25 protein-coding genes and 1 tRNA gene are annotated in these 22,640 nt (G+C 71.9%); 6 read left to right on the forward strand and 20 right to left on the reverse strand.

Annotated features, from left to right (window positions below; translation table 11 throughout):
- The first annotated feature begins 27 nt into the window (after nt 1-27).
- Nucleotides 28-2,160 carry a transglycosylase domain-containing protein gene (locus FF096_RS20560; RefSeq protein ID WP_309223671.1) on the forward strand — a complete coding sequence of 711 codons (2,133 nt, stop codon included), beginning with the start codon at nt 28-30 and terminating at the stop codon, nt 2,158-2,160.
- A gap of 3 nt (nt 2,161-2,163) precedes the next feature.
- Here FF096_RS20560 and FF096_RS20565 read toward each other — a convergent pair whose 3' ends face one another.
- Nucleotides 2,164-3,639 (reverse strand): cobyrinate a,c-diamide synthase, encoded by a 1,476-nt coding sequence (locus tag FF096_RS20565; RefSeq protein ID WP_155220927.1) that lies wholly within the window; start codon nt 3,637-3,639, stop codon nt 2,164-2,166.
- Nucleotides 3,640-3,911: 272 nt separating this feature from the next.
- On the opposite strand from FF096_RS20565, the gene FF096_RS20570 reads away from it, so the two are divergent.
- Nucleotides 3,912-4,730 carry an SURF1 family protein gene (locus FF096_RS20570; RefSeq protein ID WP_309223672.1) on the forward strand — a complete coding sequence of 273 codons (819 nt, stop codon included), beginning with the start codon at nt 3,912-3,914 and terminating at the stop codon, nt 4,728-4,730.
- A gap of 4 nt (nt 4,731-4,734) precedes the next feature.
- Here the strand turns inward: FF096_RS20570 and FF096_RS20575 are convergent, their stop codons facing one another.
- The 4 genes from FF096_RS20575 to FF096_RS20590 form a co-directional block, all read right to left on the reverse strand.
- Nucleotides 4,735-6,312 carry an ATP-dependent DNA ligase gene (locus tag FF096_RS20575; protein ID WP_309223673.1) on the reverse strand — a complete coding sequence of 526 codons (1,578 nt, stop codon included), beginning with the start codon at nt 6,310-6,312 and terminating at the stop codon, nt 4,735-4,737.
- A gap of 253 nt (nt 6,313-6,565) precedes the next feature.
- On the reverse strand, nt 6,566-6,772 hold the full coding sequence (locus FF096_RS20580) for a hypothetical protein (protein ID WP_155220929.1): 207 nt from the start codon (nt 6,770-6,772) through the stop codon (nt 6,566-6,568).
- Between the two features lie 70 nt (nt 6,773-6,842).
- A complete protein-coding gene (locus FF096_RS20585) occupies nt 6,843-8,189 on the reverse strand; it encodes a dipeptidase (RefSeq protein WP_196222595.1) in 1,347 nt (448 codons plus the stop codon).
- Between the two features lie 36 nt (nt 8,190-8,225).
- Nucleotides 8,226-8,888, reverse strand: a complete 663-nt coding sequence (locus FF096_RS20590; protein WP_375335366.1) for a uridine kinase — start codon at nt 8,886-8,888, stop codon at nt 8,226-8,228.
- A gap of 86 nt (nt 8,889-8,974) precedes the next feature.
- Between FF096_RS20590 and FF096_RS20595 the strand changes: the two genes are divergently transcribed.
- A complete protein-coding gene (locus FF096_RS20595; protein ID WP_155220933.1) occupies nt 8,975-9,376 on the forward strand; it encodes a rhodanese-like domain-containing protein in 402 nt (133 codons plus the stop codon).
- A gap of 16 nt (nt 9,377-9,392) precedes the next feature.
- On the opposite strand, the gene FF096_RS20600 is transcribed toward FF096_RS20595, so the two are convergent.
- The 3 genes from FF096_RS20600 to FF096_RS20610 form a co-directional block, all read right to left on the reverse strand.
- Nucleotides 9,393-10,952 carry a cobyric acid synthase gene (locus tag FF096_RS20600; protein WP_309223687.1) on the reverse strand — a complete coding sequence of 520 codons (1,560 nt, stop codon included), beginning with the start codon at nt 10,950-10,952 and terminating at the stop codon, nt 9,393-9,395.
- Nucleotides 10,949-12,025 carry a cobalamin biosynthesis protein gene (locus FF096_RS20605; RefSeq protein ID WP_309223688.1) on the reverse strand — a complete coding sequence of 359 codons (1,077 nt, stop codon included), beginning with the start codon at nt 12,023-12,025 and terminating at the stop codon, nt 10,949-10,951. The genes FF096_RS20600 and FF096_RS20605 overlap by 4 nt, the downstream gene beginning before the upstream one ends.
- A gap of 144 nt (nt 12,026-12,169) precedes the next feature.
- Nucleotides 12,170-13,015, reverse strand: coding sequence for a single-stranded DNA-binding protein (locus FF096_RS20610; RefSeq protein ID WP_155220934.1), 846 nt, complete (start codon nt 13,013-13,015; stop codon nt 12,170-12,172).
- Between the two features lie 342 nt (nt 13,016-13,357).
- On the opposite strand from FF096_RS20610, the gene FF096_RS20615 reads away from it, so the two are divergent.
- The 3 genes from FF096_RS20615 (at nt 13,358) to FF096_RS20625 (ending at nt 15,086) form a co-directional block, all read left to right on the forward strand.
- The gene (locus FF096_RS20615; protein ID WP_155220936.1) at nt 13,358-13,762 is read left to right on the forward strand and encodes an HPF/RaiA family ribosome-associated protein; all 405 of its coding nucleotides are present in this window, start codon (nt 13,358-13,360) and stop codon (nt 13,760-13,762) included.
- A gap of 106 nt (nt 13,763-13,868) precedes the next feature.
- Complete coding sequence (locus tag FF096_RS20620; protein WP_309223674.1) at nt 13,869-14,903, forward strand: alpha/beta hydrolase; 1,035 nt, start codon at nt 13,869-13,871, stop codon at nt 14,901-14,903.
- A gap of 110 nt (nt 14,904-15,013) precedes the next feature.
- Nucleotides 15,014-15,086, forward strand: a tRNA-Arg gene (locus tag FF096_RS20625).
- Between the two features lie 84 nt (nt 15,087-15,170).
- Here FF096_RS20625 and FF096_RS20630 read toward each other — a convergent pair.
- Genes FF096_RS20630 through FF096_RS26390 form a run of 12 tightly spaced genes read right to left on the reverse strand, consistent with a single transcriptional unit; the run spans nt 15,171 to nt 22,384 of the window.
- Nucleotides 15,171-16,307, reverse strand: a complete 1,137-nt coding sequence (locus FF096_RS20630; RefSeq protein ID WP_155220938.1) for a site-specific integrase — start codon at nt 16,305-16,307, stop codon at nt 15,171-15,173.
- A complete protein-coding gene (locus tag FF096_RS20635; RefSeq protein ID WP_155220940.1) occupies nt 16,304-16,510 on the reverse strand; it encodes a helix-turn-helix domain-containing protein in 207 nt (68 codons plus the stop codon). The genes FF096_RS20630 and FF096_RS20635 overlap by 4 nt, the downstream gene beginning before the upstream one ends.
- On the reverse strand, nt 16,510-18,261 hold the full coding sequence (locus tag FF096_RS20640; protein WP_155220942.1) for a replication initiator: 1,752 nt from the start codon (nt 18,259-18,261) through the stop codon (nt 16,510-16,512). The genes FF096_RS20635 and FF096_RS20640 overlap by 1 nt, the downstream gene beginning before the upstream one ends.
- Entirely contained in the window at nt 18,258-18,479 is a 222-nt protein-coding gene (locus FF096_RS20645; RefSeq protein ID WP_155220944.1) for a hypothetical protein, read from the reverse strand. Before FF096_RS20645 ends, FF096_RS20640 begins: the two co-directional genes overlap by 4 nt.
- A 5-nt stretch (nt 18,480-18,484) precedes the next feature.
- Nucleotides 18,485-18,922, reverse strand: a complete 438-nt coding sequence (locus FF096_RS20650; RefSeq protein WP_155220946.1) for a hypothetical protein — start codon at nt 18,920-18,922, stop codon at nt 18,485-18,487.
- Entirely contained in the window at nt 18,919-19,506 is a 588-nt protein-coding gene (locus tag FF096_RS20655) for a hypothetical protein (protein WP_309223675.1), read from the reverse strand. Before FF096_RS20655 ends, FF096_RS20650 begins: the two co-directional genes overlap by 4 nt.
- Nucleotides 19,491-19,760 (reverse strand): hypothetical protein, encoded by a 270-nt coding sequence (locus FF096_RS20660; protein ID WP_155220948.1) that lies wholly within the window; start codon nt 19,758-19,760, stop codon nt 19,491-19,493. Before FF096_RS20660 ends, FF096_RS20655 begins: the two co-directional genes overlap by 16 nt.
- Nucleotides 19,761-19,774: 14 nt before the next feature.
- Entirely contained in the window at nt 19,775-20,053 is a 279-nt protein-coding gene (locus FF096_RS20665; protein ID WP_309223676.1) for a hypothetical protein, read from the reverse strand.
- Nucleotides 20,050-20,238, reverse strand: coding sequence for a hypothetical protein (locus tag FF096_RS20670; protein ID WP_155220950.1), 189 nt, complete (start codon nt 20,236-20,238; stop codon nt 20,050-20,052). Before FF096_RS20670 ends, FF096_RS20665 begins: the two co-directional genes overlap by 4 nt.
- Nucleotides 20,239-20,256: 18 nt before the next feature.
- Entirely contained in the window at nt 20,257-20,565 is a 309-nt protein-coding gene (locus FF096_RS20675; RefSeq protein ID WP_155220952.1) for a spread protein, read from the reverse strand.
- On the reverse strand, nt 20,562-22,214 hold the full coding sequence (locus tag FF096_RS20680; RefSeq protein WP_230462802.1) for an FtsK/SpoIIIE domain-containing protein: 1,653 nt from the start codon (nt 22,212-22,214) through the stop codon (nt 20,562-20,564). The genes FF096_RS20675 and FF096_RS20680 overlap by 4 nt, the downstream gene beginning before the upstream one ends.
- Nucleotides 22,214-22,384, reverse strand: coding sequence for a hypothetical protein (locus FF096_RS26390; protein ID WP_196222592.1), 171 nt, complete (start codon nt 22,382-22,384; stop codon nt 22,214-22,216). Before FF096_RS26390 ends, FF096_RS20680 begins: the two co-directional genes overlap by 1 nt.
- Nucleotides 22,385-22,640 lie beyond the last annotated feature (256 nt).

The following is a 22,640-nucleotide window of genomic DNA, read 5'->3' on the forward strand; positions in this document are numbered from 1 at the left end:
GAATCGGAAATGTCATAACTTAGCGGTGTGAGCAATCGACCCCTTGCTGCCGCTGGTCGTCTCGTTCCTCTCCTCCGTGCCGGATTGATCGCCGGTATCGTCGTCGCCGCCGCCGCGTACCCCGTCGTCGCGGTGACCGGGGTCGGCGCCAAGGCCACCGCGCACGCCGTGGAGAGCAAGACCCGCCTGCTGACCACCGCCCTGCCCGCCGAGACCTCCTACCTGTACGCGCCGGACGGCAAGACCGTGCTGACCATGTTCTTCGAGGAGTACCGGCAGTACACCAAGCTGTCGGACATCTCGCCGAACATGCAGCTGGCCATCGTGGCCGCCGAGGACAACCGCTTCTACCAGCACCACGGGGTGGACCCGAAGGGCGTCGCCCGTGCCTTCGTGGCGAACGCCCGCTCCAGCGGCGTCTCCCAGGGTGCCTCCACGCTCACCATGCAGTACGTCCGGATGGCGCTGCGGGACAGCGCCACCAACCCGAGAGAGGTGCAGGAGGCCACCGCGCAGACCCCGATGCGCAAGGTCAAGGAGATGCGTATGGCGGTCGACCTGGAGAAGGAGCTGAGCAAGGAGGAGATCCTGGAGCGCTACCTCAACTCGGCGTACTTCGGGCACCGCGCGTACGGCATCTACGCCGCCAGCGAGATCTTCTTCTCGAAGACCCCCAAGGACCTCACCGCGGTGGAGGCCGCCACCCTCGCCGGGCTGGTCAAGTCACCCTCCCAGTACGACCCGGCCACCTCCGACCAGAAGGACGCCACCGCCCGCCGCAACTACGTCCTCGACAACATGGCACGGCTCGGCTACCTCTCGCCGGACTCGGCCCAGGCGGCGAAGAGCGAACCGATCCGGCTGCGGCTGACCTACCCGCCCAACGACTGCGCCGCCGTGCCCGACGACTGGAACAGCTGGGGCTTCCTCTGCGACTACCTGAAGAACTGGTGGAGCGCTCAACCGGCGTTCGGGAAGAACCGGCTCCAACGGTTGGACAAGCTGCGTCGGGGCGGCTACCGGATCGTGCTCAGCATGGACCCGAAGATCCAGAAGGCGGCGGAGAAGAACGTCGGCACCGAAGGCAACACCGGCAGCCCGTTCGCCAACGGGATCGTGGTGGCCGAACCGGGCACCGGCCGGGTCAAGGCGATGGCGGTGAACCGCAGGTACTCCCTGGACCTGAGCGAGAACCCGCTCAGCTCCAATCCGGAGGCCGGTCCCGACGTGAAGGCCAACTACCCGAACACGGTGGCACCGCTGATGGGCGGCGGCGACCTGCCCGGCTACCAGGCGGGGTCGACGTTCAAGATGTTCCCCATGCTGGCCGCCCTCGACGCCGGCCTGCCGTTGAACACCACCTTCAACGCGCCGCACAGCTACCGCTCCGAGGTCTACGACGGCTGGCAGCCGTCCAACGCCAGCGGCGCGATGAGCGGTACCCAGACCATGTGGTCCGGTTTCGGTAAGTCGGTGAACACCTACTTCGTCTGGCTGGAGGAACAGGTCGGGGCGGAACGGGCCGTCCGGCTCGCCGAGCAGTTGGGGCTGCGGTGGCGTACCGACGTGGACCGCGAGCACGCCTCCCCCGCGAAGGCCAACAAGTGGGGTGCCTTCACCCTGGGCGTCTCCGACGCCACCCCGTTGGAGATGGCCAACGCCTACGCGGCGGTCGCCGCCGACGGGCGCTACTGCGAAGCGCTGCCGGTCAACGCCATCTACAACCGGGACGGCACCCCGGTCATGTACACCACGCCGGGTGGGATCGAACGCGAGGTCGCCAAGCCCCGCTGCCGCCAGGTGGTCAGCGCGGACGCGGCGCGAGCGGCCACCGACGCGGCCCGCTGTCCCACCGGCGACACCCCGGCCAAGGGCAGCTGCGGCGGCTGGTCCACGGCGGACAGCGTGCGTGGCACGGTGGGCCGCCCGGTCGCCGGCAAGACCGGTACCACGGACAGCACCCGTTCGGCCTGGTTCGTCGGCTACACACCGGAACTGGCGGCGGCCAGCTTCATCTCCGACCCCGACAACCCCTTCAACGCGGTGGGCGACGGGCAGTCGCAGATCCCGATCGAGGCGGTGGCGAACACCCTCCGCGACGCGCTGAAGGGCAAACCGGTCCGGGACTTCGTCCCGCCCTCGGACCGGATCGTCGGTTGACGGTCAGGCCGTCGGCGCACCGGCCGGCCCGGCGGCTGCCGCACCCGCCGGGTCGCCCAGGGCGGCACCCGCCGGCCCGGCCGGGCCACCGTCGCCGACCCCGACCGTGGCCGGTTCGGCCGCAGCGGCGGCCACCAGCCGCGTCGCGATGCGCGGGTACGCGGCCCAGTGCGGCACGAGCTGGGAGGCGTGCACGCCCCGCCAGATGAATCCCTCCGGAGCGCCGCCCGGCCAGCTCCACGCCGGCCGCTGCCCACCCCGGGGCGTGAGAACCGCCCGGTGCTCCTTGTGCCCGATCACCACCTCGCCCCGCGTGGCGACCACACTGTCACCCTGGGCAGTGGCCTCCCGGTAGCCGACCACCAGCCCGTCCCGGAGGCTGCCGATCGCGTCGATCACCCCGCACATCGGCAACCCGTCCAGTTCCCGAGCCAGCCAGAGCAGGCCGGCCCCCTCCGCGACCACCGGCCGCCCGGTGCGGGCCAACTCGGCGACCGCGATGCAGAGCCGCCGGTTGGCGGAGAGCTGCTCCGCGTACGACTCGGGCAGAGCACCACCGACCACCAGGGCCTTGGTCCCGGCGGGCAGCACCTCGTCGGTGAACGGGTCGAGCGTGACCACCTGGGCACCGGCGGCTGCCAGCAGCTCTGCCGTCTCGGCGTGGCTGAAGCTGCCGCCCGGGCCACCGACCAGCGCCACCACCGGACGGTCGGCGCCAGCGGGCAGGGGTGCGGACACCTCGTCGGCACCCGACGGCGACCACGGCTGCACCCCCAGCGCGGGTGCCGAGCGGGCCAGCCCGAGCAGCCGCTCCAGATCCACCGTGGCGGTCACCGCCTCACCCAACCGCCGGACCGCCCGGGTGGCCTCGCCCGCGCCTTCGAGTACCGGCACCACCCCGTACCGCCGGGACGGCAGCACCGAGGGCAGGTCCTGGCGGCGCAACGCGCCGTAGACCGGTACGCCGATGTCGTCCAGCGCCTCACGCAGCAGCGCCTCGTGCCGGGCTGAGGCGACCCGGTTGAGGATCACCCCGCCGATCCACAACTGCTCGTCGTACGCCCGGAAGCCGTGCACCAGGGCGGCCACCGACTGGCCCATCGCGGCGACGTCGACCACCAGCACCACCGGGCTACGCAGCACGGTGGCGACGGCGGCGGTCGACTCGGTCTCGCTGCGGCCGGTCAGGCTGTCGTACAGGCCCATGCTGCCCTGCACCACGGCGAGGTCCGCGCCGGCCGCACCGTGCGACAACAGCGGGGCGACCCGATCGGCACCCACCAACCGCGGATCCAGCGTGCGCCCCGGTCGACCACTGGCGAGCCCCAGATACGCCGCGTCCACCTGGTCCGGTCCGACCTTGAAGCCGGCCACGTCGAGACCCCGGTCGGCGAACGCGGCGAGCAGCCCGATCGCCAGCGTGTTCTTGCCGTGTCCAGAGGAGGGGGCACTGAGCACCAGACGCGGCACGCCCGTCATCATCGACTCCTCGCGAGCGGTCGGCGTGCCGACCGTCGGCGCGCTCCGCCCGCGTGACGATAGCTGAACCCGACGCCCCACAGGCACCCCTCGCCGCCGCGTCCCGTCCAGGTCAGCCGAGTCCGTGGCGGACCGCCCCCACGCCGGTACGCTCCGCCACCGGACGCCGTCCGTGCCCCGCCCCCACCGACACCACTGCCTACGACGGCCCGGCGGGCGCGCACGGTGACGGCTCGGACCAGTGGCGGCGGTCACACGGGTAATCTCGTGGCGTGTACCGCTTCCTGCTGACGCCCCGCTGGCTGGGCCTTCTCGTGCTGGCCCTGGCCGCCGCCACGGTGATGGTGCTGCTCGGCAACTGGCAGCTGGAGCGCTACCACGGCCGGACGGCGGTCAACGAACGCATCGACGCCGGCCTGCGGATGGACCCGGTGCCGTTGCGGGAGGCAGTGCCCGCGCCGACCGGTGGCCCTGGCACGGTCGGTGCGCCGCCGCAGCAGGAGCGGACCTTCACCCGGGTCACCGTGACCGGCCGGTACGACACGGACAACATCGTCCTGGTGCGGGGCCGCACGGTCGACAGCCGGGTCGGCTTCGAGGTGGTCACCCCGCTGGTGCTCGCCGACGGCACCGCCGTCCTGGTGGACCGGGGCTGGATCCCACCCGCCCCGGGTGGGGCGCTCGCCCAGCCGGACGTGCCACCGGCACCGACGGGTGAGGTGACCGTCGAGGGTCGGGTGCACGCGAGCGAGAGCGGCGACGCCAAGGTGTCCCGCCGTGACGGCCGGGTGGAGAGCCGTCGGGTCTCCGTCCCCCAACTCGCCAGCGAGTTGCCGTACCCGGTACACGGCGCGTACGTGCTGCTCGACCAGCAGACACCGGCCGCCGACCCGGCGTTCCGGGCGGTGTCGATCGGGCATGCCAACAACTGGCAGAACCTCGGCTACGTCGTCCAGTGGTGGATCTTCGCTGCGATGACCCTGGTCGGCTATGGCTGGATCGTCCGCCGCGAGGCCCGTCGGCTCGCCGGAGTGGTCGACGAACGCCCCCGTGACCGGGCCGCCGACTCCGGCACACCGGCCGCCACCTGACCGCTCAACCGGCTGGGCGGCCCGCGTGTATCGCCCGGACGGCGTCGATGGTGTCCGCCTCGGCGGCCGTCTTGTCGTCCCGGTAGCGGACCACCCGGGCGAACCGCAGGGCGACCCCGCCGGGATAGCGCGAACTGGCCTGCACACCGTCGAAGGCGATCTCCACGACCTGCTCGGGTCGGACCCGGACGACCCAGTCCCCGCGTTCCATCGCGAGGCCGAGGAAGCGCTCGGTCTGCCAGCGCAGCAGTTCGTCGGTGAGCCCCTTGAAGGTCTTGCCGAGCATCACGAACCCACCGGTGTCCGGGTCGCGGGCGCCCAGGTGCAGGTTCGACAACCATCCGGTGCGACGGCCACTGCCCCACTCCACGGCGAGCACGACCAGGTCGAGGGTGTGCCGGGGCTTCACCTTGACCCAGGCCGCGCCGCGCCGCCCGGCGTCGTAGGGCGCGTCCGGCGCCTTGACCACCACCCCCTCCTGACCGGCGTCGAGCGCGGCGGCGAAGGCCGCACCGGCCCGCTCGGGGTCGTCCACCTCCGTCCGGCCGACCAGCAGCGACGCGTCGACGGTGCCGTCCAGCGCGGCCCATCGGTCCCGGCCCGGCAGGTCGATCAGATCCGCGCCGTCGAGGTGGAGCAGGTCGAAGAAGTACGGCGTGAGCACGGTCGTGCCGGTCCGTTCGGCGGCGGCACGCACCGCCGGTGCGACCGGTTCCCGCGCGACGGCACCGGCCCGTCGAGCCGCCGCGCTGGACGTCTGCTGGAACGGCAGTGGTCGCCCGGCGGCGTCCAGCCCGATGGCCTCCCCGTCGAGGACGATCTCCCGCGCGGGCAGGTTACGCATGGCGGCGACCACCTCGGGCACCCGGGCGGTGATCTCGTCGAGGCTGCGGGAGAACACGGCGATGTCGGAACCACTGCGATGCGCCTGGATCCGGATGCCGTCGAGCTTCACGTCGACCACCGCGGGCATTCCGGTGGCGGCCAACGCCTCGTCGACGGTGGACGCGCTCTGCGCCAGCATCGGCGCGAGGGCCCGGCCCACCTGGAGCCCGAACCCGGCCAGCGCCGCAGCGCCACCGTCGAGAGCGGCCACCGCCACCGCCCGCAGGTCACCGGCGAGCAGCAGGGCCCGGCGTACGACGGAGACGGAGACACCGGCCGCTCGGGCGATCGCGTCGGCCAACAGCCCGGCCTGGGCACCGTGGCGCAACTCGCCGAGGAAGAGACCGGTCAGCAACCGCTGCTCGTCTGCGGTGGCAGCCGAGTAGAGCCGGTGCACCAGATCCCGACGGCGTGCCTGCGAACCCGCGCCGTGCACCGCGGCGATCTCGTCGATCGCGGCGTCGACCGCCGACACGGTCAGCGTCGGCTCGGCCGCCGGTGGAGGAAGGTCACGCAGGCTGGCCCAACCGACGCCGGTCTGCCGCTGACGCAGCTCACCGGCGAGCCACCCGGAGCCCGCCGCCACCTCGGGCGGATCCAGCCGACGCAGGGCGTCGGCGAGCAACTCGACCTTGGCCCGCCGACCGCTGGTCGCGCCGACGGCCGCCGAGGTGGCAGCCAGGTCCAGAAACCGCACGACCTCATCCTGCCAGCCAGCACCGACAACCGGCGCGACCTGCGCGGGACCGCCGAGCCGCCCGATGGGTCGGCACCCGGCCCGACGGCACCGCTCCCCCGTGCGTCCGGCGTCCGACACCCGACGTCCGGCACCCGGCACCCGGCACCCGGCACCCGGCACCCGGCACCCGGCACCCGGCACCCGGCGATGGTCGGGCGACGCGCGACGGCGCCCGCGCGGCGGGTCGTGATCGGGGCGGCGTGCGACGGCGTCAGGCCGGGACCGGCTCCTCGATGCGCAGCCCACGGGCGCGGACCCCGTCGGCGATGCGGGACAGCGACGCGTCCAGGGCGACCAGGGCGGCGGACAGCTCGCCGAGCTGTTCCTTGAGCGTGTCGTCGGGCCACGCGGAGACGTCGACGTCCCCCAGAGCGATGACGGCGGCCTCCAGGCGGGCCAGAACCTCGTTCGTACGCATGTTCGAGAGGCTACAACAGCCCCGCGTCCGACACACCGGAAACGGTCACCGAGGTTGCGAGGTTACGGATTCACCCACGACCCGCCTCGGCCACCCGGGCCAGCAGCAACGCCTCGGCGAGGCAGACCCGGGCGAACTCACCCAGGTGCAGGCTCTCGTTCGGCCCGTGAGCCCGGGCGTGCGGGTCCTCCACCCCGGTCACCAGGATCGCCGCCTGCGGAAACATCTCCTGGAAGGTGGCGATGAACGGGATGGAGCCACCAACCCCGATCTCCACCGCGTCGGTGCCGTCCCAGGCGGCACGCAACGCCGACCGGGCGGCGTCGAACATCGGGCCGCTGGCGTCGATGACGCAGGGCGCACCCTCCTGCTCGAAGGTCACCTCGACCTGTGCGCCCCACGGCGCGTACTTCTCGAGGTGGGCGCGAAGCGCCGCGTACGCCTGCTTCGGCTCGTCACCCGGCGCCAGCCGTACGCTCAGCTTGGCCTTGGCCGACGGGACCAGCGCGTTCGGCGCCTCGCCGGTGGCCGGGGCGTCGATGCCGAGCACCGCGAGCGCCGGCTTGGTCCACAGCCGGTCGGTGATCCGGCCGGTGCCGAACAGCTGCACGCCCTCGGCCAGCCCGGCCTCGGCGCGGAACCGGTCCTCCGGATAGTCCACCCGGGCCGCCTCCTTGCCGACCAGCCCCGCCACCGCCACGTCTCCGGCGTCGTCGTGCAGCGTGGCCAGCAGCCGGACCAGGGCGGTGAGCGCGTCCGGTACCGCACCGCCGAACATGCCGCTGTGCACGGCCTGGTCCAGGGTGCGCAGCTCCACGAAGCAGTTGACGATGCCGCGCAACGACGTGGTGAGCGCCGGTAGGCCGACATCCCAGTTGGCCGAGTCGGCGATCACGATGACGTCGGCGTCGAGCTTGTCCCGGTGCTCGGCCAGCAGTCGCTCCAGCGAGTCGGAGCCGTACTCCTCCTCACCCTCGACGAACACGACCACCCCGACCGGCAGCCGGTCGCCGAACGCGCGCAGCGCCGCGATGTGCGCCATGATGCCCGCCTTGTCGTCGGCGGCACCCCGCCCGTAGAGGCGGCCGTCCCGCTCGACCGGCACGAACGGGTCCGACTCCCACAACGCCGGATCGCCGATCGGCTGCACGTCGTGGTGGGCGTAGAGCATGACGGTCGGGGCACCCGGAGGTGCGGCCTTGCGGCCGATGACCGCGGGCTGACCACCGGCCCGGGCCACCTCCACGTCGAGGCCAACCCCGCGCAGCAACTCGGCGACCGCCTCGGCGGAACGCTCCACGTGCGCGTGGTCGAAGCCTTCGAAGGCGATGCCGGGAATGCGGACGAGCCGCTCCAGGTCGGCGCGGACGCCGGGCAGCTCCCGCGCCACGGCCTCCCGCAGCTCGGACTCGGTCATGATCGGTGTGGTCATGACCGGCATCGTATGTCGGCCTTACCGAGCCGGCGCGGGCGGCGTGACATCCCGACCCGGCAGGATCCGGCAGTAGTAGTCCGTCGGGTCGTGCGGTAGGGCGGGTGCGCCGTCGACCACCACATCGGCGCGGGCCTCGGTACCGTCGGCGGCGAAGTGAGCGCGCTCGATGACGTGCCAACGACGCAGCTCCGGCAGGATCTCCGGACCGTCCCGGCTGACCGCCCGGGTCAGCCGCAGCGGCTGCGGTGCGGTGACGAAGACCGCCAGGGTCAGGTCCACCACGGCGGCGGCCCGCGCCGCGCTGACCCCCTCCACGATGAGCACCGGCGCGACCGGAACCGGCACCGGGGCGGGCAGGAAGCACCGCCGCGTCCAGTTGTACCGGCGATAGGCACCGGCCTGTCCGGCCCGAACCGGGGCCAACACCTGCTCCTCCAGCCGGGGCCAGAAGCTGAGCTGGTCGGCCCACCCGTCGAGCAGGTCGTCGGTGTGCACCACCGGCGGGCGGGTGGTGTCGGACGTCGCGGCGAGGGCGTCGGCCAGGCGCGCCGCGAAGGCCGTCTTGCCCGCGCCGCTCGGACCGTCGACAGCCACCAACCGGGTACGCCCCAGCCGGGCCGGTCCCGCCAGCACCCTCCGGGCCAGCCCGGCGTACGCCTCGAAGCCCACCACCACGGGCACCGACGTTACCGATCGGGTTGTCCCCGGCCACTTCGGACCGCAGGGCCGCCGCCGAACGGCATGATCGTGGCGTGTCCCATTCCGTGATGAGTCCCGGTGTCGAGGCGTTGCTGGAGCAGGCCCGTGCGGGCATGACCCGGTTGACCCCGCAAGAGACGGTGCAGGCCGCCAGCCGGGGTGCGCTCGTGATCGACACACGCACCGACTTACAGCGTCGGGAGCAGGGCAACCTGCCCGGCGTCATCGTGATCGACCGGACGGTGCTGGAGTGGCGGCTCGACCCGGCCAGTGATTGGCGGATACCCGAGGCGACCGGGTACGACCTGGAGATCGTCGTGGTGTGCCGACAGGGCTACAGCTCCAGCCTCGCCGCCGCGAGCCTGCGCGCCCTGGGCCTGCACCGGGCGACCGACATGATCGGCGGGGTGGAGGCATGGCGCTCGGCCGGCCTGCCCTTCTCCGATCAGCCCGCCGACATCCGCTACTGACCGACCTCGGCAGCGGTCACCGTGCGGCGCGGACGTCGACGGGTGGCGCGCCGGGTGGTACGAACGGCAGGTCGACCGGTGGCCCGTCCTCGATGAGTCGCCACAGAGCCGGTGTGTCGAGGTGTTCCTCGACCAGGTCGCCGAGCAGGTCGAGACTGCGCTCGCGGGCGGCGGCGAAGGACGTGTCCAGCGCGACCCGGAACCCGGTACGCCCGGCGAGGCGGGCCACCCGGGTGAGGAACCAGCGACGGAACTCGTCCGACTCGAACGTGCCGTGCCAGTGGGTGCCGTGCACGACACCGTGCATCGCGCCCTCGTCGACGCCGCCGGTGTCACGCAGCAACGGGGTCAGCTGCGGGTCGGCGGTCGAGACGTACCCGTGGTGGATCTCGTACCCCTCGACCGGCAGGTGCCCGTCGACGCTGCCCGACGCGGGCCGGACGGTCTTGTCCCGGTCGAAGGTGATCTCGATGGGAAGCAGGCCGAGACCCGGCACCGTGCCCTGCCGGCTCTCCACCGGGTCGTGGATGGCGCGGGCCAGCATCTGGTAGCCGCCGCAGATGCCGAGCACCGGGCGACCCCTCGCCGCGTGGGCGGTGACGGCGTCCGCCAGACCCGTCTCGCGCAGCCAGGCCAGGTCGGCCACTGTCGACTTCGAACCGGGGAGCACCACCAGGTCGGCGGCGGCGAGTTCGGCGGGCTCGACGGTCAGCCGTACCCGCACCCCTGGCTCGGTCGCCAACGCCTCCACGTCAGTGGCGTTGCTGATCCGGGGCAGCCGTAGCACGGCCACGTCGAGCCACTCGGTGCCGCGCGGAGCGGCCGGACGGCCGAGCACCCGGCCGTAGGCGAGCGAGTCCTCCGCGTCGAGCCACAGGTCCAACGCCCAGGGCAGCACCCCGTACGTCGGGCGACCGGTGAGGTGCCGCAGCTGTGCCAGCCCGGGGGCGAGCAACTCCAGGTCACCCCGGAACTTGTTGACCACGAACCCGGCGACCAGTGCCTGGTCTGCCGGGTCGAGCAGGGCGAGAGTGCCGAACATGGCGGCGAACACGCCGCCCCGATCGATGTCACCGACCACGATCGTCGGAAGCCCCGCCTGCCGGGCCAGGCCCATGTTCACATAGTCGCCCTCGCGCAGGTTCACCTCGGCCGGGCTGCCGGCGCCCTCGCAGATCACCACGTCGTACTCCGACCGCAGCTCGGCCAGGGCCGTGTGGGCGGTCTCGGCGAGCCGGGGACGCAGCGTCCGGAAGCTGTCGGCGGTGATCGTCCCGACGGCCTCGCCGAGCAGCACCACCTGACTGGCCAGGTCGCTGCCCGGCTTGAGCAGCACCGGGTTGAACCTCAGGTCCGGCGCGAGCCCGCAGGCCGCCGCCTGCATCGCCTGAGCCCGACCGATCTCACCGCCCCGACCGTCCGGCCCGAGCACCACGGCGGAGTTGTTCGACATGTTCTGTGCCTTGAAGGGCGCCACCCGCACCCCGCGACGACGCAGCCAGCGGCAGATACCGGCGGTGAGCACACTCTTCCCGGCGTCCGAGGTCGTCCCGGCCACCAGAAGCCCACCGCTCACCTGCGACCCCACGTCCGGAGCATCCGAAGGCCCCGCAACCCTCCCGATGTCGGCAGCGCTCCCTGAGCCAGCATCCTTCGCGGCGTCGGCAGCGCCCGGGGAGTCGGCAGCGCTTGGCGGGTCCGGCGGGCAGCCGCGCCGATGAGCCGGCCGGCGGTCAGGGGATACACCGCCGCGATGCCGAGCGCCGTCAGGCCGACCGCCCGGGATATCCGCGCCGCCCGGACCAGGTGCCGCGCCTCGGGACGGGGACCGTCACCGAGGAACGGGCGCGCCTCCGTACGCCCGAAGTACACGTTGCGTCCGCCCAGCCGCACGCCCAGCGCTCCGGCCATCGCCGCCTCGCACTGCCCGGCATTGGGGCTGGGATGGTCGTCGCGGTCCCGCCGCCACACCCGCCAGGCCCGTTCCCGGTCACCTTTGCCCACCGACGCCAGCGCCACGGTCAGCAGACCGGTCAGGCGGGCGGGCACCAGGTTGAGCAGATCGTCCAGGCGGGCGGCCGGTGTGCCGAACCTGGCGTAGCGGATGTTGCGGTGCCCCACCATCGCGTCGAGGGTGTTCGCCGCACGGTAACCGAGCAGGCCGGGCAGCCCGGCGACCGCACCCCAGAACAGGGGGGCGACCACCGCGTCGGAGGTGTTCTCCGCCACCGACTCGACCGTCGCCCGGGCGATCTCGGGCTCGTCGAGCGTCGACGGGTCCCGCCCGCAGAGATGCCCGAGCCGCTGTCGCGCAGCCGGCAGGTCACCGCCGCGCAGGGACCGGCCCATCGACTTCGCCTCGTGGCGCAGGCTGCGCCCGCCCAGCACCGCCCAGGTGCCGACGGCGACCAGCGCGGCGCGGGCTACCGGCCGGTGCCGGGTGCCGACGGTGGCAGCCACCCCGATCGCCACCGGCACACCCACGCAGACCGCGGTGAAGATCCCACCGGCCAGCCGGTCGGGCCGGTAGAGGCGACGTTCCAGCGCAGCGGCGGCTCGACCGAAGCCGGACACCGGGTGGCCCCTGCGGGGATCACCGAACGCCGCGTCCAGCGCGTAGCCCACCACGAGTCCCGTCGCGTTCGCCACCGCCCCCGTGTGTCGCACGGCGTATCACCCCCGGGCAGCCAGCCTAGCCGAGCCGGACACCCCGACCGGCTCGGCCGGGCTCGCCCCTGCTGGCCGCGTGGTGCCGGGTGTCGCCGCCGTCGGCTGGGCGCTCTCACGCGTCGCTCAGACGGGCTGTGGCAGCCGTCCGCGCCCGCGCCGACCCCGCCTGGTCGCGGCATCGCCCGCCCCCGATTCCTCCGGGCGTACCGCCGACTCGGCCTCAGCCTCGGTGACCTCGTCGGGCACCGGGGTCAGATCATCCGGGACGTGCTCCCCGGCGACGTCGAACCCGTCGAACTCGACCGGCGGCAACCGGTCGGTGCCCGACGAGTCCGGACCACCCGTCGAACCCGGGTCGAGACCGTCCGCCCGAGCCGGGTCGAGACCGTTCGTCGGGGCCTGGTCGAGACCGTCTCCCGACGCCGGGGTGGGCACGTCGGCATGCCCGACCTCGACTCCGGGCAGGTCGGCCAACTCGAAATCCTCGTCGACCGACCGGTGGTCGGGCCGGACCGGTGCCTCGTCGTGCGGCACCGGCTCGGTCGGCTCTCCGTGCACGCGCTGCTCGGCGTCGGCGTCGGCGTTCGTGCTGGTGGCCAGGGTGGGCCGGTTGCGCAGGAACCTGCTACGTCCCCGGGACAGGTCATGGCCGACCGCGACGGCTTCCAACTCGTACAGCGTGCGGTGGTTGCCGGCGTCGTCGATCCAGTCACGGGTGTAGAGCCGGCCGCAGACCACCACGGGATCGCCGACCATCACCGAGGCGGCAACTCCCTCGGCGAGCTTGCGCCAGCAGTTGACCCGTACGCGCAGGCTGTTGCCGTCGACCCAGCGCCCGCTGTCGCGGTCGAGGCGTCGGGCGGTCGAGGCGACCTTGAAGTTGGCCACCAACGTGTTGCTCTGGGTGGTGCGGCGCCACTCCGGCGCGGTGAGCACGTTTCCCACGATCGTCAGATACGTGTCGAACATCGTCTCCTCCAAGGGACGGGGGCGTGTCTTCGGCGAGTCGACTCGCCACCGAGAGTGCGGCCCGAAGACCCTCGCGGACAGCCCCGAAGGGGGCACCTGTGGACGACCGGACCATCTGTGGACAACCGCCTGATCAAGGTCCCGATGTGGTAGGTCGATCGGCTCTGGCTGGCGTACGGCCGAGAGCCGATGCTCGAACCGGGAGGCGGAAATGGTTACGTTCCGGACGGAGCCGCCCTGGGTAGAGATCTCTCCAACCGCACCCGTGAGCACGACGTCGAACGAAAGGTCAGCGATCATGATGATGACCAACAGCCGATCCACCCACGGGCAGGTGCGGCGATGAGCGCCGTGCGGGAACCCGCCACCGTCGCCAAGTGCCTCCGGCTCGGCGGAGGTTTCGCCGGCCGTGAGCGGGACCGCATCGTCGAGCAGTTCGCCACCCTCGACGCCCGGCTGGCCGGGTTCCACGCCGACGCCACCGACATGGAACTGTCGGTGAAGGACCGGGAGGCCAAGGGCCAGAAGGTGACCCTGGAGTGCTGGATCGCCGGCCGGCAGCGGATCGTCGCCACCTCGTCCGAGGAGGACCTGCACGCCGCGCTCAACGACGTCCGTGACGACCTGCGCCGGCAGTTGAACGACGCGAAGACCCGGCAGGAGCCCCGCAACAACAAGCACCTGCGGGTCAACGAGCCGCCCGGCCAGGCGGCTCCCACCGACGAGGTGAGTACGGCCGCACAGTAGGGGCTCACACCGAGTCCGGGGCGACCGACCAGTCGGGGCCCCCGCCCGCCGGGTGCGGGTGGGCGGGGGCTACCGCCCGGTAGTCGGTCGGCGTACCGTCGTCGGGGTGGAACCGGACGTGCTTGGCCCGCCCTACGAGCGGCACACCATCGACTTGGGCAGGGACGACGAGGGTCCGGTGGTGGCGACCCTGGTCCGTCGCCGGGCCGGGCGCCCCACCGGGCGCGCTGTGCTCTACGTGCATGGCTTCGTCGACTACTTCTTCCAGACCCACGTGGCCGACTTCTTCGCCGAACGTGGCTGGGACTTCTACGCCCTCGATCTGCGCAAGTACGGCCGCAGTCTGCTGCCGCACCAGACCCCGAACTTCTGCCGTGACCTCGGCGACTACTTCCCCGAACTGGACGCCGCCGCACGGATCATCCGTGACGAGGACGGACACGACACGCTGCTGGCGATGGGCCACTCCACCGGTGGCTTGATCGTCTCGCTGTGGGCCAGCGCCCGCCGCGACGCCGGGCTGGTCGACGGATTGGTTCTCAACAGTCCGTTCTTCGACCTCAACGCCCCCTGGTTCGTGCGGCGACCCCTCGCGGCCGCCGTCGCGCGCCTGGGCCGCAGTGCCCCGCACCGCATCATCCCGATCGGGCTCGGCACGGTGTACGGCGAGAGCCTGCACGCCGACCATCGCGGCGAATGGACGTACGACCTGGCGTGGAAGCCGCTCGCCGGTTTCCCCGTCCGGGCCGGTTGGCTCAACGCCATCCGCACTGGCCAGCGACGGCTACGCGCCGGGCTGGACATCCAGGTGCCGGTGCTGCTCGCCTGCTCGACCCGGTCGTTCCGGGGCACGAAATGGCAAGACGCGGCCACCCTGGCCGACGCCGTCCTCGACGTCGAGCACATGGTCCGCTGGGCGCCCCGCCTCGGCCCACACGTCACCGTGTCCCGCTTCGACGGCGGCATGCACGACCTCACGCTCTCCGGACCCGTCGTACGCCAGAAGGTCTTCGCCGAGGTGGGCCGGTGGGCCGAAGCCTTCCTCGGCGCCGGACCGACGGCGACCCACCCGATCCCGGCGCAGCCCACCGGCGACGACGGGCATCCGGCCGTCGGAGTCTCCTCCCCCACCGACGCCTGACCCCGCTGCGGCCGGTGTCCGGTCGCGCCACGGATACGACAGACGACCTGACCACCCGTTCCACCGGGCAAGGTCCCGGCGGCGGTACCCTTCTCGCGCGAAACCACGTTGCGCCCGTAGCTCAGCGGATAGAGCAGGGGACTTCTAATCCCAAGGCCGCAGGTTCGAATCCTGCCGGGCGCGCCCTCACTCCCCCAGCTCAGCGGCTTGACGGTCCCGGTCACGTCGAGCCCTACGCCTCCCGTACAGCCATCCGTACAGCCAAGGTCAGCCGAAGAGGTGCTTCGCGGCCTCATCGACGGCGGCCCGCTCGATCTCTGGCAGGACGTGGGCGTAGGTGTTCATGGTGAGTCCGATCTGACTGTGACCGAGCACCTTCATCACGGTTCGAGGCGAGGCCCCGGAGACGAGTAGGAACGTTGCGCAGGCGTGCCGCAGGTCATGCAGCCGTAGCCAGTCGAGATCAGCGGCAGCCCGGATCTTGTGCCACGTACGGTCGATGTGGTCGGGATCGATGGGCGTGCCAACCTTCGACGGAAAGACCAGGCCGTGATCCTGCCACCGCTCCCCCGCCGCCAGTCGATCCGCGGCTTGCTGTCGACGGTGCGCACGGAACAACGCGAGCGTCTGCGCCGGCACCGGCACCGTTCGCCGGGACCGATCCGTCTTGGGTGCGACGAGCTGCAACCGGCCCTCGGCACGCTGAACGGTCTGCCGGACGGTGAGCGTCCCGGCGTCGAAGTCGATGTCCGACCAGGCGAGCCCGAGGAGTTCCCCGCGACGCAGCCCCACCGTCAGGGCGCACACGTAGAGCGCTTCGAGGCGGTGACCCCGCAGCACGTCGAGCAGCCGCTTGGCCTCATCCACGCCTAGGGCGCGACGCTCGGTCTGCCGCATGGCCGGCGGACGGACCGATTTCGCGGCGTTGCGGTGCACCAGCTCCTCCCTCTCAGCATCGCCGAGCGAGTTCCGGATCAGGCCGTGAATGTGGCGAACCGTGGTCGCCGAGAGACCAGCATCCGTCTTTTCCGCCAGCAGCCGGCGGATGACGGTCGGCGTCAGTTTGTCGAGAGCCAGCTTGCCCAGGGACGGACGGACGTGGTTCTCAATGAGCTTCCGGTAGCCCTGCAACGTTGACGGGCGGGTGCCGTCGCGCTCCTTCATCCGCAGCCACTCGTCCAGCCATTCACCGACCGTCCGGGGTGCAGCGGCAAGGTTCTGCCCCAACTTCTGGCGGCGACGAAGGTCGGCCAGCTTGCCGAGCACTTCCCGTTCCGTCTTGCCATAGACCCACTTCCGGGATCGCTTTCCGCCGATCCACCCGAGGTCGAGCACGGCTGCGAACCCGTCCCGGTACTTGAAGACCGACCCCTCGCCGTGGGACCGACGCCGATTGCCGCTCATGCCGCGAAGTCCTCCGATGCTGAGAGAAGTTCCTCGATCGCCGCTACCGGGATGAGTCGAGCCCGACCGAGCTTCACCGAGCGCAGTCGACCGGAGCGCATCAGGACGTAGACGGTGTCGCGGCAGATGCCGAGTAGGGCGGCGGCTTCGGCCGGTCGGACGCTCCTGGGCGCGACCGCGCGGGAGTGGTTGAGGGTGGTCATCACGCACGTCCTTCCTGTCCGAGGGAGCCGGAACCGGTCAGCGGCGACGTGACCTGCGCCGCCTTGTCGCGTGCTGTCAGGAGTGCGGCTTTCCATTGGGCGCGTTGGGACAGGGCGCGCAGGAGCCGGTGTTGCAGGGGGGCGACGTCGGGGTCGTCGGGACGGGCGAGTTCCCACGCGTACGCGGGCGGGTCTTCCTGGTCGACGGGGTCGGAGTCCGCTGCGCCGCTGGTGACACCGAGAAGGTTGCGGACCCAGGCCCGGGCGTCGGCGCGGTGGTCAGCGAGGGTCTTTCCCGACCAGTCGCGGGAGACGAGGATGCGCCTGCCGCCGATGCCGAGGGTCGCCCGTTGGTGGACCTTGCCCTTGCAGCGGCCCGGTTGCAGCCTGCCGTGGGCCTTCTTGGGTTGGATGCCGTAGAGCAGCCAGTTCGCGCACCGCTCGTTGCACGGCGTGACCCGCAGCTCGTGCCAGAGCCGGTCGAGGTGGTCCCGTTGCCGGTCCGTCTCGGCCTTGTGGCAGTCCGCGGCGGACTTGGTGATGTACTTCGTGATGTAGCCAATCGTGCGGTCAGCGTGGACGGTGCCGGGGGTGACTCCTTCGGCGTGGACCTGGGTACCGAAGCGCACGACGTGCGCGGGTTGCGCGTCGGGGTCGGTGTCGATGTCGTCCAGGGCGTCAGCCCACGACGGCAACTCCTGCCCGCTGTCCGGGTCGGCCCACGCGGCCCGGTCGCCATCCCACACGGGTGGCTGGTCGAGGGTGTACCGGGGTTCGTCGGCGGAGGGCCACCAGACTTGGTGGTAGGTGGCGGCGGCGACCTGTCGCAGCACCGCCCGGGAGATGGTGCCCCGGATGGCGAAGTGCGCGTGTGGGGCGAGGCGTCGTTGGGGCTCGACGCATCCGGCGTACTGGACGTTCCACCCCACACAGCGCCGCAGGTTCTGCCAGAACCGGTCCAGCAGCCGGGCGAAATGCACCGCGTCCCACGCCGCCCGCCGGTAGTCGTAGCTGTCCGGGTCGACGGGGGTGCCGTCGGGCAGGACCCGGCCGTAGGAGCCGAGAGTGAGCGACAGCCACATCGACGGCCGATGTTGCGTGCCGTCCGGCGCGACGTACACACGGCCGAGGGTGCGCGGCTCGACCTTCTTCCGAGGTAGGTCGGGGGCGTCCTGGCGGCGGCGGGTGGAGCGTTTGCGGCGCCCACCGAGGCCGAGTTCTTCCCCGTCGTGGCCGGGGGCGATCTGCCCGCGTAGCCCTTCGGCGGCAGTGGCTTCCTCGACCTCCGCGATCGCCTGATCGATGGCGGGGATCTGGTCGAACTGTGCGGAGCGTTGGGCTTCGTCGCGGGCGAACTCCAGATGAGCGCGGAGCATGACCAGCTCACGTTGCGCGTCGCTGACCGGGTACGGGCCGAACGGGTTCGGTTCGTCGGCGCGGTGCCAGCCTTCCCGGATCTGGGTCTGCCGCAGCCGCCGCGCACGCTTGGCACACGGCGAGCACTTGTCTTCCCGCGTTGACCCGCACGGCAGGTCGATGACCTCGGTCAGACCGGAGTGCAGGTCGGTGCGCCGCAGGGTCACCGGGCGCAGGCACACGCCGTACTCAGCGGCCATTTCGGTGAGCACCTGTCGGGACATGGGCATGGCCAGGCGAGCAGCACGCGACCCAGCCGCCGGCGGCACGACGGCGGGTAGGTCGGCCGGGGGTGGGGTGTCGGGGGTGAGGCCGGGCAGGGTCGGGGCGGTCAACAGGTCACCTCCGGGATCTCGAACAGCGCGGGTTGGGTCGGGGCAAGCGGGGTGCTGCGTGCTGGGCCGATGTGTGAGGCCCAGCGGGTGGCCGCAGCGTGGTGTCGTGGGCAGGTGACTTCGGCGCGGTAGTGGCCGGTGCCGGGCTGGCCGGCTTCGATGAGGGCGGTGGCCCACCTGCCGCAGCGGGCGCAGTAGGTGGGCCACCGGGCGGTCATGGCGGTCAGTGCCGGCAGCCGGAGCAGTGCAGCCCGGCACACGCCGACGTGCGGGAGCGAAGCAGAACGGCGAGGACGACCAGGACCAGGACCACACCCGCGATCAGCGGTGCCGCCGCCCGAACGGCGGTGGTGATCTGGACGGCGGCGTAGCCGACGCCGGCCACGGCAGCGATTCCGGGAATGGTGGCGGCGGCGATGACGTGGCCGCGCCGCAGTCGACGCACGACCGGCGGGGCGGCGGTCGGGGTGTCGAGGAATCGCACCGTGACCGTCACCCGATCACTGCCGGGGAGCTGCTCCGGGGCGGTCATGGACAGCAGCCGACCGGAGTCCCGGACCAGGGCGACGGTGGCGGCGACCTCGGCCGGGGTTCCGACGACACGACGGGCGACCGCGGCGGGTCGGCGGTGGGACTGGCGAGCGAGTTGGGTGCGGCTCATCGGGTGACCTCCGAGGTGAGGACGTGGCCGTTGCGCGGGGCTTGGACGACGGACGACACCAGTGCCGAGCGCACCGCAACCGGGGTCGACGGGACCGGGGTCGGGTTGATGACCGGTGGCGGATCGGTCGGCAGGTCAGCGGGAACCTGCTCGTCAACGGGTTCGTCGGCCGGGGTGGGTGCCGTCTTGGTGGTGCCGGTGAGGACGAGCTTGGACAGGGCGAGGAACGCCAGCGCGGGCACCGAGGACAGCAGGCGGGAGGAGAAGCTGTCGTTGGCTACCGCGATCTGCGCGGCCAGGGACAGGGCGACGGCGGCGACGAGCAGCACCAGCGGGTAGGCCACGGAGGCGTGCGGGTCAGAGCGTCGACGACGGCGGATGACCAGCAGGGCGGCGGCGGGCATCAGTTCGGAGATGACGGCGTTGGACCAGCCGAACCACTCACCGGTGCCGGCCGGGGCGTGGGCCATGGTCCAGTCCTTGACGTGGGTGAACGACGCGGCACCGGCCATCCCGCCCACGGCCAGGAGGATGAGGGCCAGGGCGACGCCTTCGAGGCGTTCGGCGTTCAGGAACCGGCGCACGAGGTCACCTCCCGGTCAGTCGCGGTGGTCGGGGCAGGGCGGAGCCAGGCACGCAGGTTGCGCAGGTAGATCGCGCCGTAGACGAAGCAGGAGACGAGGAAGCCCCACTGCCCGGTGGCGATCGAGTACGCCAGCCACAACCCTTGGGCGGCGAGGCCAACTGCCCAACCCGTCCACGAGCGCTTGCCCGCGAGGTAGAGGCCGGTGACGCCGACGGCCATCAGCAGCCATGACCAGAGTTGGTCGGTGTTCATGTGCGGGACCTCCTTCACCAGAGGGGTTGTTCGGTGTAGCCGTCGGGCAGGGTCATGGAAGGGCGGCGTCGGGTCTTGGGTGCCGCAGGTGCCGGGGCGGGCGGGGGGTCGCGTCGGACGTTGCGGATGTCGGTTTCGACCGTGGAGCCGTCGGGCAGACGCAGCCGGACCCGGCCTTCGCTGGTCATCCGGACGACTTCGCAGGCCGGTTGCCGGTAGGCCGCGGACGGGGCGGTCATGAGGGTCGGCACCAGCCAGACCTCTTGGCCCTCCCGGTACGGCTCGCGGCTCACGCGACCCACCCCCACGCTTCGGCGTCTTCGGCGGCGATTTCGGCGTGCTGGCGCAGGGCGGCGGTGATGATGTCGGCCGCATGCGGGTCGGGGGTGCAGTACACGCAGTGCTGGTCGGGGTCGGTGTGGGTGAGGTCGAGGCAGGTGCGGCGGATGGGCCGGCGGTTGAGTCGACGGGTACGCATCGGAGAACTCCCGGAAGGTCAGCGGTGGGTGGGGGTGACGTGGACGCGAATCCACTCCGGCGGTTCGCCGGTGCTGGCGACGGCTTCGGAGAGGCAGCGCCACAGCGCCCACGCCTCGTTGGGGGTCAGGTACATGCGGCGGCGACCGGAGCCGACCGCGACGTAGAGGTCGGCGTCGGGTGTGACCCGGACGGTGACCGGGACGGACGCCTTCTCGACGTGCGGGGCGCGCAGCCGGTAGAAGCGACGCGGCTCCGGCGCGGTGTTGGGTTCGTCGGCGTAGGGAATCCGGACGGGGGTGCCCTCGGGCAGCTCGTCGGCGGTCATCGAGGGTCACTCCCGTTCGTGGTGTTGAGGTCCAGGGCGTTGAGCAGTGACGGCGGCAGCAGCGGCGCGTCCTGCTTCGGCGCGCTCGGCCGGTAGGTGTGCCGCCCATTGCCGTTGCCGTTGCTGCGCGGCTTGACGACCGGCGAGGCGGGGGCGACGACCGGCTCCGGCTGGACCTCCGGCGGGGCGGGGAAGGTCGCGGCCATCTCACGGATCACGTCATCGGGCAGGTAGGAGAACCGCACCCGCGCCGGTTCCGGCTGACCATCGAGCAGCACGTAGGCGACGCCCTTAGCGGACTGTGGAATCTGGTCGGCCAGTGCTCCCCGGTCGCGGGCACCGTCCCCGAGGAGCAGGTCGACGTGGGCGCGTTCGGTGAGGCCGAGGGCGATGCGGGTGGGGAAGAAGTCCCGGACCGAGACGACTTCCTTGCGCGGGTCCTGGGTCGCGGCGACGACCAGCACACCGAGCCCGGCACCTTGGGTGAGCAGCAGACCCAGGGCTTGGGTGATGCGCTGGCGGATGTCACTGTCGGGCAGGAACGCCAGCAGGGCTGCGATCTCGTCAATCACCACGACGATCAGCGGCTCATCCACCGTGGGCGTGTGCACCCGCACCTTGCCCCGCAACTGCTGCTGCCGTGCGCGCATCCGGGCCACGGCGTCATCCAGGAGGTCGGCCATGCGGGCCCAGTCGTCATCGACGTACCGGGAGAACAGCGCCCGGCCGATGGACAGCTCCATGCCGCCCTTCGGGTCGATCGCCCACACCCTGACGAGGCCGGAGCGGATGCCGGCGGCGAGGGAGCGCAGCAGGGACCAGATGACCGAGCCCTTGCCCATCCGGGTCGCGCCACCGATCAGCACATGCGTGGCGAGCAGCCGCAGGCAGTACGTCGCGAGGTCTTCCCGCACACCCAGCGGTAGCGCGGTGAAGTCCGGACGGACCGGCACCGGTAGCGGCGCGACAATGCGGGTCAGCGGGTCACGGCGGATGAACACCAACCACACCTGCCGAGGCCGGTCACGGAACCGGACCCGGTCGACCAGACCCAGCAGCACCGCGAGGCGACCCGACCGGGCCGGGGGTGCCTGACGGCGGCCGGAGAAGACCCGGCAGTGCCGGGTACCGAACGAGTACGCCAGATCCCTCGCGGCCTTGTGGTAGACCTCCGGGTTCTGGCCCTTCGGCATCCGCACCACCAGCTCATCGGTGGCGTAGGAGCAGCGCACCGACAGCAGCCGCGGCAGCACTTCCCCGCCGTCGTACTTCTTCACCAGCCCGCACAGCGACATGACCTCGTGCCACTGACGCCGGTACACCCACAGCCGCCGCCACACCGTCACCAGCCGGAGCACGACCAGGCGGTGAAACGACTCCCGGCCACGCCACCACCACACGCCCGCACCAGCAGCGAGGACGAGTAGGACCAGCAGGTGAGGCCACCAACCGTGCGACCGGTAGAAGTCGACGGCGACCAGGACCAGCGCGACGGCAGGCCAGGCCCGCCAGTGCCGTACCGCGAACACGGCAAGCCGCACCACCGCGACGACCAGGCGGGACAGCAGGAACAGGGTCGTGAGGGTCCAGACGATCGGCCACGGGGCGGTGATCTGGAACCGGCGGAAGTTCACCAACGGTGCACGCATCAGGCCACCGCCTTGCGGGTCTGCTCCTGCTGCGCTGTCCACATCTCGGCGCAGACCTTGTGCACCGGGGTGCCCTTCGGGCTACGGCAGATCGCCGGCTGCCCGCAGATCACACACGGGACCGGCTCGCCGGCACCCGCGCCACGCGTCCAGTCCAGAGAAGTTGGCATGATGAAACCGCCCTTCCAGGCCGACAGAGGTTTCGGAGAGGGCAGCGGGGCGGTCGAGCTTTCCTAGGGCCGAGACCGCCCCGCGCCATTAGCTGTTGCTGTTACCGGTGACGCCGCTCGATCCGAGCCGCCGCGTCACGACCGGCCTTGCCAGACCGGCCCGCGCCCGACACCTGCCCCTGCGCTGTCGCGGTCACCGCGATCTGCGGGCAGTAGCCACACGCACCCGAGTTGCCACACGTACACGAAGCCGGGC

Origin of the sequence: Micromonospora sp. CP22 (assembly GCF_009712475.1) — a bacterium.
In the GTDB taxonomy this organism is placed as follows: Bacteria; Actinomycetota; Actinomycetes; order Mycobacteriales; family Micromonosporaceae; genus Micromonospora.

Excerpts from the sequence above, each read along its gene's own strand:
- FF096_RS20565 (WP_155220927.1), bottom strand. The coding sequence starts at position 3,639 with ATGACGGGCGTGCCGCGTCTGGTGCTCAGTGCCCCCTCCTCTGGACAC.
- FF096_RS20580 (WP_155220929.1), bottom strand. The coding sequence starts at position 6,772 with ATGCGTACGAACGAGGTTCTGGCCCGCCTGGAGGCCGCCGTCATCGCT.
- FF096_RS20585 (WP_196222595.1), bottom strand. The coding sequence starts at position 8,189 with ATGACCGAGTCCGAGCTGCGGGAGGCCGTGGCGCGGGAGCTGCCCGGC.
- FF096_RS20595 (WP_155220933.1), top strand. The coding sequence starts at position 8,975 with ATGAGTCCCGGTGTCGAGGCGTTGCTGGAGCAGGCCCGTGCGGGCATG.
- FF096_RS20610 (WP_155220934.1), bottom strand. The coding sequence starts at position 13,015 with ATGTTCGACACGTATCTGACGATCGTGGGAAACGTGCTCACCGCGCCG.
- FF096_RS20615 (WP_155220936.1), top strand. The coding sequence starts at position 13,358 with ATGAGCGCCGTGCGGGAACCCGCCACCGTCGCCAAGTGCCTCCGGCTC.
- FF096_RS20630 (WP_155220938.1), bottom strand. The coding sequence starts at position 16,307 with ATGAGCGGCAATCGGCGTCGGTCCCACGGCGAGGGGTCGGTCTTCAAG.
- FF096_RS20635 (WP_155220940.1), bottom strand. The coding sequence starts at position 16,510 with ATGACCACCCTCAACCACTCCCGCGCGGTCGCGCCCAGGAGCGTCCGA.
- FF096_RS20645 (WP_155220944.1), bottom strand. The coding sequence starts at position 18,479 with ATGACCGCCCGGTGGCCCACCTACTGCGCCCGCTGCGGCAGGTGGGCC.
- FF096_RS20650 (WP_155220946.1), bottom strand. The coding sequence starts at position 18,922 with ATGAGCCGCACCCAACTCGCTCGCCAGTCCCACCGCCGACCCGCCGCG.
- FF096_RS20660 (WP_155220948.1), bottom strand. The coding sequence starts at position 19,760 with ATGAACACCGACCAACTCTGGTCATGGCTGCTGATGGCCGTCGGCGTC.
- FF096_RS20670 (WP_155220950.1), bottom strand. The coding sequence starts at position 20,238 with ATGCGTACCCGTCGACTCAACCGCCGGCCCATCCGCCGCACCTGCCTC.
- FF096_RS20675 (WP_155220952.1), bottom strand. The coding sequence starts at position 20,565 with ATGACCGCCGACGAGCTGCCCGAGGGCACCCCCGTCCGGATTCCCTAC.
- FF096_RS20680 (WP_230462802.1), bottom strand. The coding sequence starts at position 22,214 with ATGCGTGCACCGTTGGTGAACTTCCGCCGGTTCCAGATCACCGCCCCG.
- FF096_RS26390 (WP_196222592.1), bottom strand. The coding sequence starts at position 22,384 with ATGCCAACTTCTCTGGACTGGACGCGTGGCGCGGGTGCCGGCGAGCCG.